Source organism: Streptomyces sp. NBC_00316 (genome assembly GCF_036158715.1).
Lineage (GTDB): Bacteria > Actinomycetota > Actinomycetes > Streptomycetales > Streptomycetaceae > Streptomyces.
In genome coordinates this window covers 7,436,342-7,451,658 of the sequence record NZ_CP108023.1, presented here as the reverse complement: position 1 = coordinate 7,451,658, position 15,317 = coordinate 7,436,342, and the positions used below count along the sequence as shown (strand labels likewise).

11 protein-coding genes and 2 pseudogenes are annotated in these 15,317 nt (G+C 66.8%); 2 read left to right on the top strand and 11 right to left on the bottom strand.

Annotated elements, in window-relative coordinates:
- Positions 1 to 8: 8 nt before the first annotated feature.
- The 7 genes and pseudogenes from OG878_RS33165 to OG878_RS33135 form a co-directional block, all read right to left on the bottom strand.
- Positions 9 to 392 (bottom strand): MmcQ/YjbR family DNA-binding protein, encoded by a 384-nt coding sequence (locus tag OG878_RS33165; protein ID WP_326607657.1) that lies wholly within the window; start codon positions 390 to 392, stop codon positions 9 to 11.
- Positions 393 to 988: 596 nt separating this feature from the next.
- Positions 989 to 1,573, bottom strand: coding sequence for an RNA polymerase sigma factor (locus OG878_RS33160; protein WP_328890187.1), 585 nt, complete (start codon positions 1,571 to 1,573; stop codon positions 989 to 991).
- A 363-nt stretch (positions 1,574 to 1,936) separates the two neighbouring features.
- Positions 1,937 to 2,101, bottom strand: a pseudogene (locus OG878_RS33155) (sigma factor-like helix-turn-helix DNA-binding protein); the annotation flags it as partial.
- A 268-nt stretch (positions 2,102 to 2,369) separates the two neighbouring features.
- Positions 2,370 to 2,471 (bottom strand): annotated as a pseudogene (locus OG878_RS33150) (hypothetical protein); the annotation flags it as partial.
- A 690-nt stretch (positions 2,472 to 3,161) separates the two neighbouring features.
- A complete protein-coding gene (locus tag OG878_RS33145) occupies positions 3,162 to 3,833 on the bottom strand; it encodes a TetR/AcrR family transcriptional regulator (RefSeq protein WP_328890186.1) in 672 nt (223 codons plus the stop codon).
- A 491-nt stretch (positions 3,834 to 4,324) separates the two neighbouring features.
- On the bottom strand, positions 4,325 to 6,262 hold the full coding sequence (locus OG878_RS33140; RefSeq protein ID WP_328890185.1) for a SpoIIE family protein phosphatase: 1,938 nt from the start codon (positions 6,260 to 6,262) through the stop codon (positions 4,325 to 4,327).
- A gap of 316 nt (positions 6,263 to 6,578) precedes the next feature.
- A complete protein-coding gene (locus OG878_RS33135) occupies positions 6,579 to 7,856 on the bottom strand; it encodes an MFS transporter (protein WP_328890184.1) in 1,278 nt (425 codons plus the stop codon).
- 1,022 nt (positions 7,857 to 8,878) lie between these two features.
- Here OG878_RS33135 and pdxR point away from each other — a divergent pair.
- The gene (gene pdxR, locus OG878_RS33130; RefSeq protein WP_328891461.1) at positions 8,879 to 10,222 is read left to right on the top strand and encodes a MocR-like pyridoxine biosynthesis transcription factor PdxR; all 1,344 of its coding nucleotides are present in this window, start codon (positions 8,879 to 8,881) and stop codon (positions 10,220 to 10,222) included.
- Between the two features lie 541 nt (positions 10,223 to 10,763).
- Here pdxR and OG878_RS33125 read toward each other — a convergent pair.
- From OG878_RS33125 to OG878_RS33115, 3 genes are all read right to left on the bottom strand, one after another.
- Positions 10,764 to 11,690, bottom strand: a complete 927-nt coding sequence (locus tag OG878_RS33125) for an NADP-dependent oxidoreductase (RefSeq protein ID WP_328890183.1) — start codon at positions 11,688 to 11,690, stop codon at positions 10,764 to 10,766.
- Between the two features lie 533 nt (positions 11,691 to 12,223).
- A complete protein-coding gene (locus OG878_RS33120) occupies positions 12,224 to 12,529 on the bottom strand; it encodes a DUF427 domain-containing protein (protein WP_328890182.1) in 306 nt (101 codons plus the stop codon).
- A 391-nt stretch (positions 12,530 to 12,920) separates the two neighbouring features.
- Positions 12,921 to 13,289 (bottom strand): GNAT family N-acetyltransferase, encoded by a 369-nt coding sequence (locus OG878_RS33115; protein ID WP_328890181.1) that lies wholly within the window; start codon positions 13,287 to 13,289, stop codon positions 12,921 to 12,923.
- Between OG878_RS33115 and OG878_RS33110 the strand changes: the two genes are divergently transcribed.
- Positions 13,240 to 13,821 (top strand): GNAT family N-acetyltransferase, encoded by a 582-nt coding sequence (locus OG878_RS33110; protein ID WP_328890180.1) that lies wholly within the window; start codon positions 13,240 to 13,242, stop codon positions 13,819 to 13,821. The two genes, OG878_RS33115 and OG878_RS33110, sit on opposite strands and share 50 nt — an antisense overlap.
- A 190-nt stretch (positions 13,822 to 14,011) precedes the next feature.
- On the opposite strand, the gene OG878_RS33105 is transcribed toward OG878_RS33110, so the two are convergent.
- The gene (locus tag OG878_RS33105; RefSeq protein ID WP_328890179.1) at positions 14,012 to 15,091 is read right to left on the bottom strand and encodes a PP2C family protein-serine/threonine phosphatase; all 1,080 of its coding nucleotides are present in this window, start codon (positions 15,089 to 15,091) and stop codon (positions 14,012 to 14,014) included.
- Positions 15,092 to 15,317 lie beyond the last annotated feature (226 nt).

Below are 15,317 nucleotides of genomic sequence, written 5' to 3'. Positions count from 1 at the left end.
GACGAAGGTCAGACGCGGCGGCCGTAGGTGCGCGGATCCACGGGCTGCTCGGACTTCGGAAGCCCGCCGACCACGAGACGGTAGGAGTCCATCACGAGTTCCTTCACCAGTTTCTCGTCGATGGCGCCCCCGCCTTCCACCGTGATCCAGTGCCTCTTGTTCATGTGATAGCCGGGGGTAATGTCCGCATGCCGCTCACACAGGGCTGCGGCGTCGTCCGGATCAGCTTTCAGGATCACGACGGGGCGACCCGGCATGTCGGTCATGAGCATGAAGACCTTGCCGCGCACCTTGTAGAGGTCCCAGTCGGGGCCGAAACGATGCTCAAGGTCGGCGCCGGGCAGTTCCACAGTGCAGTCGCCCGCGATCTTCTGCAGCTCCTGTCCGTCCAAGGTGATCAACTCCTCTATTGATCCGAGTGCCCCGACCGGCCAGCCGAGGCTCAAGGTGGCGTCTATCGCATGGCCCCCACGAACGGCGGCGCCAGTACACCGGCAACATCGACGGAAGCCGACAGGGAGCGGAGACAGTTGCGCGGGCGGTGCGACGCAGGCGGCCAAACCCGCGCTGGTCATGACCGGCGCCTATGCGCGCGTCCGTCCACACGGATGGACCGTTTCCTGATCAAACGTCCGGGTTTCCGTCGACATACCCAACGCGGGTATCGTCCGCATCTGGGCCGCCGAGCTCTACGGACGCCATCTCAACCTCCACTGTCTCCGAGGCGCTCGGTACGTACGCACCAGGGCCGTCTGCTCGACGAGCGCCGCCGTCCTTATTTGTCAGAGTCTGCCCCTGTGGGCCCCTTCGGAGGTGAGCGCCCGGGGGTGGCGATTTCTTACTTCCGGTCCTTCGGGAAGGTGAGTTCCTGGTGGCGCAGTCATTCCCGTCCGCGCCGGGAGGACGACTGCCAGGCTCCCGGGGCGTATTCGGCTGCGGTGCGAGCCCCCACGTCAGCGCTGCCCGGGCCGACGTCGTTGCCGCTGCATCAGTCCGCAGCGCTGAGATGTCCGCTGGCTATCAGCTGAGCTCGCAGTTTCTTACGGGCGTCAAACATCGTCTTGTAGAGCGCGTTACGGTTTGTCTCCAGCTCACTGGCGAGCGTTTCCAGGGGGACCCCGTTGACGACAGCGGTGAAGACCTGCCGCTGGTGGGCGCTCAGTGCTGTCTCGACCGCGTTGCGCGCGGCTTCGACCAGCTCTCGCGCCTGCCAGTGGCTGACGGGGTCGGTACCGGAGCGGTCGGGCACTTGCGCCCATTCGTCCAAATCGAACCAGGTATTTGAAACACGCCAGAAATGGCGGCCCAGCTTGCTGGACACTTCAAGTACGACGAATCGGAACGCCCACGTGGTGAACCTGGCGTCGCCTCGAAATTCCTGGATTTTGTGCGTGATTCTCATCAGTGCGTCGGCAGCCGCCTGGTGGGCGAGATCGTTCAGCTCGGGCCCGGTAATTCGGTAACGGGGACCCCGGCGGAACACTTCGTCCATGGCGATCCGCACCAGCAGTTCGTGCAGCTGCGTGCAGGCCTGCTCGTACTGCGACCCACGGCCACCCTCGAGGGCTTCCACCCAGGCGGCGGACTCCGGGTCGAGCTGCCGTCGGCCCGCGGGGGGCCCTGCTGCCGGGGGGCTGCCGTTGGTTCCGGCAGCCGAGCGGCACGTTTTTCTAACATCTGCAGAGTGCATGGTTCTCAATCCCCAGGTCATCTCGTGCGGACAAGCCAGTCACGAGACCATCTACAGGACGTCTTCGCGAAGTCGCTGTTTTTTCTTTCGCCGTGCGCGCATCCTGCGATTCACGGACAGGGTTTCCGACGTATTTCGAAAAGGGACTCACGCGCGGCGGGTGGCGCGCTTTCCTGCACTGTTTCGACTGGTTGGTGAGCAGGCTGACCGTGGAGGCCTGCGACCCACCACGCCGGTGGCAGGCGGTCACGCCGTGCACAGCCCGGGCGTGTACTGCGGCAGCAGCTGGCGGAGCTGCTGGCACCCTCTGCGGATGCGCGACATCACAGTGCCCGCAGGGGTTCCCATCGTTTCTGCAATTTCGCGGTGGGAGAGGCCGCCCTCGACGTCTGCGAGGTACACAGCGGGCCGGCGCTGCGCTGCTGGCCCGCGAACGGCCCTGGGCCCCGGCGAGGGTCACTCCTTTCCACATCTCGAGGCTCTCGGTCAGCGGGCTCGCCGCGGACGACAGGTCGCCGATGCTGCGGGCCTCCCTCGCCATTGCCGTCGTTTCCTTGGACCTGTTCCGGTCCAGAGCGTCCGGTTGGATGCGCAGCAGATGGCCCCCGTCGACCAGGCTCACGGAGCGGTCATTCTGCTCCCCAAGTGCCTGCCTTAGCCTGTAGACGTACGTGCGCTCGGAGCGTACGGCCGATGGTCGGGCGTCGTCGCCCCACACGTCCTCCACCAGTTTCGAGAGGCTTACAGGCTTGCCTGCCCTGAGCAACAGCGAAGCGAGCACGGCGCACTGCCTCGGCTGACCGGTTCCGGTCTCGCCCCCCTGTCTGTGTAGCCGGACCGGGTCGAGCACTGAGAACTGGGCGCCCCATACATGGTGCCTACCGCCTTGGGGATCCTTGTGAGGCTTGACCGCTTGGCCGTCCGCCAGGGACCGCTTTCCCCAAACGTACCGCAGATCGCTCCAATTTTCCGGACTAAATGGTCCCCTTTTTGGGCCAGGCCCACTGGCACCTCGCGCTATACGGCTGCTATGGCGCTGCGCTGGTATGCCAGGCCCGCGCCGTCCTGGCCGCGGTCGGGCAACTCTTCATTACACAGCAAGCAGGCTCGCACCCACGGTCCTCGCGGGCGGCGGCGTGCTCGCGCAACCGCGACTGGTGGCGGTTGGCGAACCATTCGGTGGGCTCCGGTGTGGAGGAAGGCATGCAGTGGCGAGCGGGCGGCCCGTGCGCGTTCGTCCGGCCGGAGAGCTCGACGGAAAGCGATCTGCCTTTACGCAGGGGGCGCCGCTTTTCGTTGGCAACTGGGGTCGCGTGCGGGCAGTGGGGCGTGCGGACGAACACGTCCTCCCGCCGTCGCGCCTCTAGCCTGCCGGGAGGACGGTGAAGCCCAGAGCCGGTAGGGAGACCGCGACGCAACCGCCTGTGGTGCCGCACCGGGCCTTCTCGGCGCCGCCTCGTCCTGGACGGTTTTAGCGTCCTCCCGTGTCCCCTGCGGGCGGATTGCCGTCCTCGGCAGGCACGGCATAAGTCTTGATGTGGCCGATCGCCATGTCGAGGGCGATCCTCATGGGTTGGACGTTCCGGGCCGTCTGGGCAAGGAGATAGCCGCCCTGAAGGGCGGCCATGAGGCCGGCGGCGAGCTCTCCAGCGTCCGCGTCGGCACGGAGGACTACCGAGTCCTTCATCCGCGCGAGCCCGGCCTCGAGCAGCCCTTCCCAGGTGCCGAAGTACCGCGCGATCGCCGCGCGTGCCTCTTCGTCCCGATCGGCCAGCTCGCTTGCAAGGGAGCCGAGCGGGCAGCCGTACGCTCCGTTTCGGAGCGCGTTGTGTTCGACCACTGCGTCCCGCCAGCGCTCCAGCCCGCGCAGGGAGTTGAGCCGCCGCAGTAGCTGGTGCTGGCGTTCGAGCAATTCTGCAGCCTGCAACGCGACGACGTCCCGCACCAGCGCATCCTTGTCGGGGTAGTGGCGGTAGAGCTGAGATTTACTCGTTCCACTGGCCGCCCTGACATCGTCGAGGGTCGTGGCACCCACACCCTTGACGTACATCATGTCCGCGGCGGCCCTCAAAATGCGCTCTTGAGTCGCCCGCCCGCGCTCAGTCAACCGGGAGCCGTTTTTGTCGCTCGCCTGTTCCGCCACACTGACCAGATTACCGGTGCGAACGCTAGCAGGATTCAAAGTGGACCTCAAGGTCCCTTTTTTTGTCCTGCCTCCGGCTCTCGGCCTATCCGGCCTGGGCCATCGCCCCAGGCCTCGCCGCCCCGACGAGCCACGACCGGAGGCTGGAACCCGGCGCCCAGTCGACGCGACAGCCGAGCGGCGACCATGTCGGCCACTCGACCGAGCAGCCGAAACGGCCCACTGGATGCACCGGCGGACCCCCACGCACCCCGGTGGACAAGGGGAAGCCACGGGGAACGCCGCACGACATCGCAGGTCAGCGACTCTGCAGCCAGGCGTCATCCACGTACGCAATCTTCCAAACTAGGGCTTTGGGTGATTAGGGCCGGAGGGCACTTGCCGCGGCCGGCTTGGCTGAGTCATCCAGAACACACGGCTCGGCGAATGACCGAGAGGGGGAACCTTGCAGAGTGGGTCCGTACAGAGGACGCGTGAGGACGCGGCCGCCGTCATGTGCGTTGGATGACCAGCACGGCCACGTCGTCGAGGTGGTCCACCGCGACCGCGGCGTCGAGGATGCGGTCGGCGGTCTCCTCGGCGTTCAGCCCGTCGTGGAGGGCCGCGCCGATCAGTGTTCCGGCTCGCTCCAGTCCGGCGTCCAGTGTCAGGGCCGGTCCTTCGACCACGCCGTCGGTGACCATGACCAGCGCGGCGTCCTTGTCCAGTGTGAAGGTCTCTTCGGAGTAGTCGGCGTCGGGCAGGACTCCCAGCACCGGGCCGCCCGGCAGCTCACGGATGCTGTGGCTGCCGTCCTCGCGTGCGTACAGCAACGGCACATGGCCGGCGCTGGCGCCGGTGACCTGTCCGTCGCCCGGGTCGATATGCAGCATGGTGCAGCTGGAGAATCGTGTCGTGTCCATGGTGACGAGCAGCTCGTTGGTGCGTGCCAGCACGGTTGCGGGATCCGGTTCGTGGGCGGCGATCGCACGCATGGAGGCACGCACCTGTCCCATGACTGCGGCGGCGTCCACGTCGTGCCCTTGGGTGTCGCCAATCTCCAGGGCGATGGCACCGTCGGGCGTGACGAAGGCGTCGTACCAGTCTCCGCCGATGTCGAGCCCGTCGCGGCTCGGCCGGTAGCGGGCGGCGACCTCCAGGCCTGGGAGGTGCCCGGGCAGCGTGGGGAGCATGGTCTGCTGGAGCGCCGTGGCCAGCTCGACTCGTGCCTCTTGCAACCTGACGCGTTTCAGTGCCTGGCCTGCAAGGTCGGCAAGAGTACTCATGAGGGCCCGCTCATCCGGGGACGAGTGGTGTTCGCTGTCGTAGGTGACCAACCAGGCCCCGAGCGGCTGATCGCAGATCGGGCTGAGGGAGGTGATCGAGATGGCGTAGCCGGAGTCGAGCTGGTCGAAGTACGGCACCATGGCCCCGTGCGGCCAGCGGCGGATGTACTCCTCCTGGTTGGGAATGAACTGCGGCTCGCCAGTGCGGATCACATAGGGCAGCGCGCTCGGGGCGTCCAGCGGCAGGCCGTGCAGGGCGGCCACCGGTATCGGGATCCCGGCATCGGAGGAGACGCGCAGGCGGCCTTTCGTGATGAACGCCAGCGCGGCGCCGGTACCACCGAAGGTCGCGGCCAGCCGGGTCAGGACGACCTGCTGTACTTCTTGCTCCGTGACGGCGGTCATCACGGCGGAGGAGAAGGCCGCGATCTCGTCGGCGCGCTGACGCGCAGACCTCAGCGCGACCAACGCTCCGCGTCGGCGCGCTTCCTTCTCGGTGTCGTCGCGGATCACTCCGAAGACCCGCTCAGGGCCGCCAGACCCCAGAATGATCCGACGGGCCCGGCAGACCAGAAGGTGCCAGCCATCGCGCTCGGTATGGAACCGCAACCTGATCCAGGGGGACCGGGCGGCCGTCGAACGCACGAGCCGCCGCACAGCCCCGCGGTCATCGGGGTGGACTCGCCGAACCACCTCGGACAACGACATGGCGGCCTTCGGGAACAGCGCCGCCAAGGCGGGTGCGCCACCGAGCCACTCCAGCTCGCGCTCCTGGGGTGAATACATGCACAGACCGAGGTTGGCGGCCTTGGCCGCCAGACGGAACGGGATCAACAGGCCGCCCTGGTCGTTTCCCGCGTCCAACGAGTGCACCCACACCAGCGGCTCACCACCTACGGGATCACTCACTCGTCGCGCCTCGACAAGGCAGACGACAGATGCTGCACCTGGCCCCGGGAACTCCAGCACCCGCATCGCAACCGTCTTCGTCGTGGCGGCGTGGGCCACGAGACTCTCGACCGCAGTCAGCTGGCTCGCGGGCAACAGATCACCGAAGCCACGACCCACGCACTGCTCCACTGACCTGCCCAGTGTCCTGGCCATCGCCGCGTTGAGGCTGCGGATAGCTCCGTCCAGGGTCAAAAGAGCCGACGGTGTAGCCATCTGAAGAATTTCGTCCGAGGCGTCCATTCGCCGCTCACTACCCATCGTCGAGCGATATGACCTCGTCGTCCTTCAACAACAGTATCTGCCGCAGCGTCCACCAGCAGGGGCATGGCACAAAGCGGGCCACCAGCGGACATCCGGCTACCTGTGGGTCGACCGCCTGGCCGCCGCCCACCAGATCGGCCGGCTCCCGGGAGAGCTGGTCAAGCTGGGCCGCTACCTACTGATCGCCGTCGACGAAATGGGGTATATCGCCGTCGGTGATCCGGTTGTCGCGATAGACGTGCGTCGACGAGCTCGGGTGGCGACCCGCTCAAGGTCGGGTGAGGCCTGGATGACGGTGAGAATCATCATTACTCTCCGTGCTGGCTGTCCCGGTCGTGTCGGCGTGCGGGTTGCGTGCAGCGAGGACGGTGAACAAGGTGGCGACGATGGCAAGTCCGCCGTATCCGAGGACGATCTGCGTTAGCGGGAGGGCGTTCGAGAGTTGGCCCGAGATGAGGCTGGGGAAGGCGGCGCCGCTGTAGCACAGGAGATAGATCGCGCTGAAGATCGGCGCCCGGTCGGCGAGTGTGCTGCCGTACAGCAGGCCGCGGGTGGCGGCACTGATGGCGATGCCTTGACCGGCGCCGGCGACGACAGTTGCGGCGATGAACAGCACCAGTGTGCTGATGGCGATCGCTGCAACGATGCCGATCCATCCGGTCAGGAAGATGATCATGCCGATGCGTTGGGCCGCCGCGGATGTGAGCCGGCCGCCGATAGGAGCGCCGAGAACGCTGGGGGCCATGTAGGCAGCGAACACCAGTCCGAGGAGGAGTGGGCTGTGGGTGTGGAGTTGATCTGCGACCAGCGCGGGCATGAAGGCCTGGTAAAAGGCCCCGGTCGCCCAGGTGGCCAAGAACACCGCGGCCGCGACAGGAAGCAGGTGTCTGACCCGGGCCGCTACGCGTACCCGGGGTATCAGTGATCGCCAAGCGCCCGGCGTCGACTTCGCGGTTTCCGGGCTGATGACGATGAGTGCGGCTGCCAGTACGAGGAGACCGGCGCAAACCAGGTAGATGAGATCGCGTGGCCAGGGGGCGAACTGGACCAGGGCGCCGGAAGCGATGGCGCCGAAGGTGAGGCCGAGCATGGGTCCCTGGCTGGACGCGACGGAGGCCAACCATTCCGGCCTGGTGGGCGCGGCGACGACGATGTAGGAGGTGAGGCTGCTGCTGGCCAACCCCGCACCGACGCCCATCAGTAGCCGACCGGCCAGCAGGGTGCCGATGTCGTGCACGTTCAGCAGCAGCAGACAGCCCAGCAGGAGCAGTCCGAGGCTGGCGATCGCGGTGAGCCGCCGGCCCAAATGATTGGACAGTCGTCCCAGCACCAACAGTGTGGCGATAGTGCCGACGGAGTACGTGACGACGGCCAGCGAAATGCTGGCGTTGGTGAACCCGTCCTCGGCCCGGTAGGTGTTGAACAGGGGGATCGGTGCGGCCGTCGCGGCAAACGAGGCCACCAGGGAGATAACCGCAGATGAGAATGCCAGCCGGGGTGATTTGCCCCCGCGCGCCAGGTTGATCACTGGTGCCACGTCTTGCATCTAGCAGTGCCTTTCTATTTTTCTGAACCACCCCGGAGTTTCTGGAAGTCCTAGGCTCTGTCTCTGCCCAAGGCACCGACGCCAGGCAGAGCTAGGCCGACACACTCCGGCCAAATGACGCACCACGCGACACCACCCGTAAGCAAGAAGTCACAACGAATGGATGTCAGCGTCCGACTGGTTAGTGTCGATCCGCGGTGCCGTCTTACCAACCACGTCGCGATCTCGCCCGTTCCTCGTCGCCCTCCCGCCGCTGCCTGCGCCGGTGAGCGTGGTACGACGCCGAGGGGCGGCGCACCTAAGGATGGTGAGCCGACGATGCGCCAAGTCGGTCTAGGGCCAGTGACCCGTCGGCACTACTTTCTTGGCCGTGCTGCGGTAAACGTGTCGCGCGCTTCGGAGGCCGTGACAGGCAACCACGTCGGAGCGCCGGATGGCTTTGCCAGGTCGTGCTCAATCGACGTCTGGACAGAAGTACTCAGTCTCGCGAGATTGGGGAGTTGACCTGCTACCACCAACTGGACCGGTCAAGCGAACGGTTTAACCAGAGTGGTTGGGGTTACTGACCTGCTGTCGGGCGGCGGCCGTCAAATGGGATAGCGAAATTTCGGTAAGACAGCGTGAAGGATCGACGCTCATCAGACAGGTACAGAGGCAATCCGGTAGCCCCTCTCGCTCATCGGAGTCGCGCCATGCGCCACGGGGCGTGGGAGAGCCCATCCCACACTCCGCGTTGAAAGGAACCCTCATGCATGACATCTGGACTTGTTGGCGAGACCGCACTCACCGCCGACCAACTCGACGAAACCGCCAACGCCATCAGAGCAAGCGCGTCGAGTGTTGAGGTTCGCGTCGTGACTACCGATCTGACCAACGACAACCAGCGCACCACGGCCATCGACTACGTGCTGCCCGGCGGCCCGGTTGATGTTCCGATCAACAATGCGGCTACTGTCGAGCATCTCGGCGCCCGCACCAGGATCAGTCCAGCACAGCTACGGCAGGCCTTTGAGAATGATGTGATGCGAGCTGGACGAGGTGCACGCCGTGCGCTGGCCGAAGCCGTGCGCGAAGCGGTCCGCACCGGCCACCTGGCCCCGGGGACACGGCTGCCCTCCTCCCGCCAGCTCGCCGCCGATCTCGGTCTTGCACGCAACACCGTGGCTGACGCCTATACCGACCTCGTCGCCGAAGGATGGCTTACCGCGCGCGGGGGCTCGGGCACGCTCGTGGCAGACAGGATGAACACTCGGCCGATCTTGGCGCGCTCGGCCGCCGAGCCGTCCGGCGACCTTTCCCACGACCTGATCCCAGGTAACCCCGACCTCACCGCTTTTCCTCGTGCAGCCTGGCTGAAGGCCACACGCCGCGCCCTGGCAGCCGCCCCTGACGACGCGCTCGGCTACGGCGACCCCCGCGGTCGGCCGGAACTACGGGCCGCACTCGCAGACCATCTCGCTCGAGCCCGGAGCGTGTACGTGAGTCCGGAGCACATACTGATCTGTGCTGGCGTCTCCCACGGCCTGCAAATCCTGAGCGGAGTCCTGGCCGGGCGGGGGGCGAGGAACGTCGCCGTCGAGTCCTACGGCCTGGACAGGTACTGCGGGCTGCTGGCGGCTGCTGGGCTGAAGACCCCCTTGCTTCCCTTCGATACCCACGGGACCGACCCGGTGCCGCCAGTCGGCACCGATGCGGTCCTACTCACACCGGCTCACCAGTTCCCTGTGGGCACGGCGCTGCAGCGCGATCGCCGGACGGCCGTCGTGGACTGGGCCAGACGGACCGGCGGCTTGGTCCTGGAGGATGACTACGACGGTGAGTTCCGGTTCGGCCGCCTGTCTGTCGGGGCGCTCCAAGGGCTCGACCCCGACTGCGTGGTCTACCTGGGTAGCGCCAGCAAGACCCTTGCTCCTGGCCTGCGGCTGGCCTGGATGGCGCTGCCTCCCGCGCTCGCTGAGGAAGCCGTGGCGGCCAAGGGGCAGATCGACTCGTGCGAGGTACTCAGCCAGCTGACGATGGCGGAATTCATTACCTCCGGCGCCTACGACCGTCACGTACGTGCTGCCCGTCGGCGCTACCGCGATCGACGAGACGCTCTCGTCACAGCCCTGGCCCAGCACGCCCCAAAGGTGCGCGTCATCGGGACACCGGCTGGCCTGCACACCGTGATCGCTTTGCCGCCCGGGACCGAGCAGCGGGTCCTTCAGTCGGCAACCCGGCAGGGCATCAAAGTGGCTGGCCTGTCTCGATACCGCCATGAAGGGTCCCTGAACGCCATGACCGATGCCCTCGTCGTTGGATACGGGGTGCCCTCCGACGCAGCGTGGCCTCAGGCGCTCTCCGCACTCATGCGGATCCTTTCCTGACGCACCCCCGACGCCCTGGACAGGACGTTCGCAGACGGAAGCGTCCTGCGGGGCCTGCACCGGGTGGAGGCGCCGGGTGCCGAGTTCGGGGTCGGGGCGAAGCCCGGCTGGCTGGTCGCCGGGCGCTGGTCTCGGGCCTGCAGCCCCCCTTCCCCGTTCGAGGAGCTGGCGGAGGACGCGATACGCCACGAACGAGGGGCTGTCCGGCGACATCCCCGTGGTGGAGGGATGCCGCCTGCTCGTGCTGGACGAGCCGATGTATCAACGCAGTTGGAACGCCGGCCGGTTCTTCCCGCTGTTCCTGGGTACGGCCGAGTTGACCCGGGTCCTGTCCGCTGACGAGGCGGGGACGTGTTCGCCCGTACCTCGTTCGGCAACGGGACCTGCCGGGCTTCCTGACTCGGTGGACCAGGCCGTCACCGCTTGGCGGCCTGGAGTCGGAGCTCAGACCTGGCCCTCTTTGTCGAACAAAGAGGGCGCCGGGTTGCCGTCGGAACTGCTGAACACCTCCTGATGATCACGGAGTTGCGACGCTCTGTGATCACTGCGGGTCCTCGGTGACCCGGATGATCGTCCTGCCGGTGACGCGCCGCTCCGGGGCGAAGGCGGCGGCTGCCTCGGTCAGCGGGTGCACCGCGCCGACCCGCACATCGAGCCGCCCGTCCCGGAGCCGCTGCGCCAGGTCCGCGAGGCGCGCACGGTCGGGTTCCACGACGAAGAAGATCGCCCGCCCGTCCTCGGGCCGGACGGTGGGCGGCTGAGCGATCGTGACGAGCGTGCCGCCGGCGCGTACGAGCGCGGCCGAGCGGTCGAGGATCTCACCGCCGATCACGTCGAACACCACGTCGACCTCGCCGACGCCCTCCAGTCGGCTGGCCTCGAGATCCAGGAACGTATGCGCGCCCAGAGCGAGGACATTGCTCCGGTCGGCGGACCGACCGGTGCCGATCACCCGGGCTCCCGTCTCCAGCGCGAGCTGCACCGCGATCGAACCGACGCCACCCCCGGCGCCGTGGATCAACACGCTCTGGCCGGTCATGATCCGCGCGTGGTCGAACAGGCCCTGCCAGGCGGTCAATCCGGAGATCGGCAGCGCCGCCGCCACCGTGTAGTCGACATCTGCGGGCAGCGGGGCGAGGTTGCGCGCCTCCACGGCGACGTACTCGGCCAGCGAGCCGTTGCGGGCCCAGTCGGTCAGTCCGAAGACCCGCTGGCCGACCGTGAGGCCGGTGGTTCCGTATCCGAGCTCCACCACCACACCCGAGACCTCGTGCCCGGGCACGCTCGGAGTACGGTCGCGGCCGGCGCGATCAGACCACGTTCCGGGCCAATCGAGCTCTCCACGGGTGAATCCCGCGGCATGCACCCGGACGATGACGTCGTTCTCGGACGCATGGGGATACGGCAGGTCGGTCAGAGTCAGCCCGCTGATGCCGGCGTCGCGGTCCAGGGCGGTGATGGCTTTCATGACTGTTCCCTTGTCTGGCTTTCCGAAGAGTGCATTTATCAATCACGTCGGTGGATCTCTACCGTCGTGTCGTTGGCTCTCGCAGGTACTCCGACATGCGACGGCTGCCAGCACCGGTCCGATACGGACGGCATGGCCGGTAGGTCCGTCGGCACGTGACCGACCGGTATGAATGAGGGGCAACCAGTGACAGAACCCCGGCGAACCCGATCGAGAAACAGCTCGTGGCTTTCAGCCCCCATGAAGGTGCCAGGAGACTGGCTGTGAGGGACGGAAGACTCAGCCCCGCGAAACTGACGAGATGGACAGCCGAGAACACCTCCGATCGGGCTGACCGCCGCCGCTCCCGGCCCAGGCACGATAGGAATGACATCGACCGCGTGCTGTGGATAGTCAACCCGGAGAAGTACACGGCGGTGTCCGTCCTGACCGGCCGGCCATACGGCCGGGGGTCCGCACCGCTGAGGTCGTGCGGGCTCCGTCTCAGTACTCAACGACGGAATTGTTCTGCCGGCAGTGGTCGGTGTGCGTTGTCAGTTCTCGATCCTGACCTGGCGTACATCGAAGGCGACGTAGCCGCTGAAGTCGCGACCGACACGGCTCGACGCCGACTCCTTGATGTTCGGGTAAGACCAAGCCCCGTCCCGGAGGGTGATCTCGCCGACCAAAACGTCGTGATACTGCGCCCTCCCCTTCCAGGGGCAGGTGTAGGGGGTTGGGCTATCGCGGAGCGCGCCGGCCGCAACTGAGTCCGGCGGGAAGTAGACATTTCCCTCGATACTGACTACGGCCTCGCTCGCGGCCTCGGCCACGACGGTCGCGCCAACCACTGCCTTCATCAGTTCTTCCCCTCGTCGATCCCTTTGCTTGGGTCACATCTGCCCTCGCGTCCGCCCGCGTGAGCACAGAGGCACCAATCCCTCGCGTTTTGCCTCTCCACGTCGCGATCACCGGTTGAGACGCCAGGCTTCAGTCGGGCGTCCAGTCGGTGCAGTCACAGCCAGCTCGCGCATTCGGTCGGAGGTTAGCGTCGGGTGGACTCCGCTTCTTACCCGTGTCTTGACGCTACGGGAGATCGGGGAGACGTGGGCTCATCGACGTTCGCCGGCCGTGCCGAATCACCCTGGCCTGCGGCTGCGTCGCTGTACTCCGCCCAGGTGCTCGAGGCAGCACGTCGTGAGGCCGCAATGGGGCTCCTCCGAGGGGACTGCTAATTGCGCCCCGGTAGCCTCAGCCACCAGCCGGCATCCGTGCCGACTCGGCAGCAGCACGATCGGAGTAGCCCGGGTGCCGGGCGTCGACCAGATCGGCGTAGGCGGTTCTTCGCGAGAGGTAGTCGACCACGAAGGGGCAGATTGCGGTGATCGTGCCCCCGCGGGCGCGGATCTCGTCGAACACCCGCCGCACCAGCGCGCCCGCCACACCCTGGCGCTGATGGCTCGTCTCGACTTCAGTGTGCCGAAGAGCGTACCGGTTGGGCTTCAGGTGAGTGTAGTAGAGCCAGCCGACCAGGTGGTCGTCACGGCAGAGCTCAAAGCGGCCTCGATCCATGTTGTCGGTCAGCTGCTCAGTTACCGGCACCTGCTCTTCGCCGCTCATCGCCTTACCTCTCCAGCGTGTCGTCACGTCGACCATTCAAACATTCCCCTCGGACCTTCTAGTCCAGTACGGTGCTTCTCTACGCGCAAAGGCCTATGTAAATTGGACTCGATGGTCCATTCATGTACCAGCGAGGACTGCTCGGGACCACCGACCGAAGACGAAAGAGGCGAGAAGAGAACATGCAGCATCACCGGCCGCCGTTGAGGTACGCAAGGACGAAACCACCCGCCTCTACGAGGCACTGATCGATGACCAGGTCGTCGGTACCCTGGCATACGAGACTGCCGGCGGACGTGCCACGCTCACCCACTCTTATGTGGACCCAGATCAACGGCATCGGGGCATCGCGTCTGCCCTAGCGCGCTATGCCCTGGAAGACCTGACTCAAAGGCTGGCCAAGGTTGGCATCTACTGCGGTTTCGTCGCCGACTACGTCCAAGACCACCCCGAGTGGAACGACGCCGTCGACATCAGCCGCTCGGCCTTCATCGCCACTCGCACCGCGCGAGACACGACCAGCGAACACTGACACTACGAAGTACCTGCACGTTGCCGTCGAGCCTGAGCTCATCGTCACTTCGACGCGTCGACCGACGCGAACACGACTGAGCCGCGCGCCCCGCATCCGCGCGCTTCGCCGCGCCCGGCAGGGAACAGCCCGCCGGGCTCGCGCGCGCCCGGCGCCGTCGCGAATTTTCCTCAAGCGGGCCGCGCCTTCGTCAAGAGTCCCAGCGGTTCTCGGAGTTCCGGGCCCGGACGCGCGCCCCCTCGCGCTGCAGCACGATCAGGGCCATGTCGTCGGCGAGCGGTCCGCCCGTATGCGCCCGCAGGTCCGCGCCAATCCTGTGCACGAGCGCATCCGGACGCTGATCGGCCCAAGCCGTCACCCGCTCCACGAGGGGGTAGAAGCTGCCCATGCAGTCCCGGGCCTCGGTGACTCCGTCCGTGTACAGCACCAGCCGGTCGCCCGGGGCGAAACGGAAGGTCAATGGGGCGTACTCAGTCTCCGTCAGGGCGCCAAGACCCAGCGGCGGAGCGGGGACGCCGACTTCCAAGGGCGTGACGTGCCCCCCGTGCAGCAGGAGCGGCGGCAGATGGCCGAAACTGATCAGACGGGCACAAGGCTGGTCGTCCGGGATCTCCAGCACGGCCGCCGTGACGAAGCGTTCACCGGGCCAGTCGTCAGGATCCCCGCGGTGCGTCTGGCCCAGGTCCCAGCGCACATCGGACTCCAGACCGGACGCGAGCCCGGACAGAGTGGAGTGCCGGTGCGCATTGAAGCGGAAGGCACCGAGGACGGTCTCGATGTCCCCGATGGCCCCGAGCCCCTTGCCGCGCGCATCCCCGATGATCAGCCGGGTGGCGCCAGGCGCGCGGAGCAGTGCGTACAGGTCTCCACCGATACGGGCTTCGGTCTGGGCGGCCACGTACGTCGACGCCAGGGACACCGCTCCCGCGCGTCGCGGCAGTGGCCGCAGCAGCACGGACTGCGCGGCTTCCGAGACCTGGCGCACGATGGCCAGCTGGCGCTGATGCTGCTCGCGCAGACGGGTGGCGATCAGGAGCAGCGCCGAGAACAGCACCAGGGACAGCATCTGCACGAGTACGTTCTCGGTGGTCAACGTGCGTCGCTCGGCTCCCGCGACGACCAGCGCCGCCAGGGCGAGCAGAGCGGTGACGGCAGTACGGCGGGTGTCGGCGAAGGCGGCGGCGAGCGCGAGCGGGATGACCAGCACATGGGCGAGGTGGATGTCCGACGGCAGGAACCAGTCGGCCACCGGAACCGCCACGATCGGCACGGACCACAGGGTCAGCCATCGGTAGCCCCGCCATCCGCTCAGTGCCCTAGTCGCCTGCAAAGGCGGTCTGCTCTGCATCATTGTTCTCCCAGGTTCGGAGCGCACGGCAAATGAAGCGCGCCGCTCGGTACGCCCACCGAGCTGCAACAGGGCACAGGGCACCGGGAAGAGCAGCCGTTCGTACGTCCACAAACTGCCGTATCCGGCCGCTTCGGCCGTTCTGGCT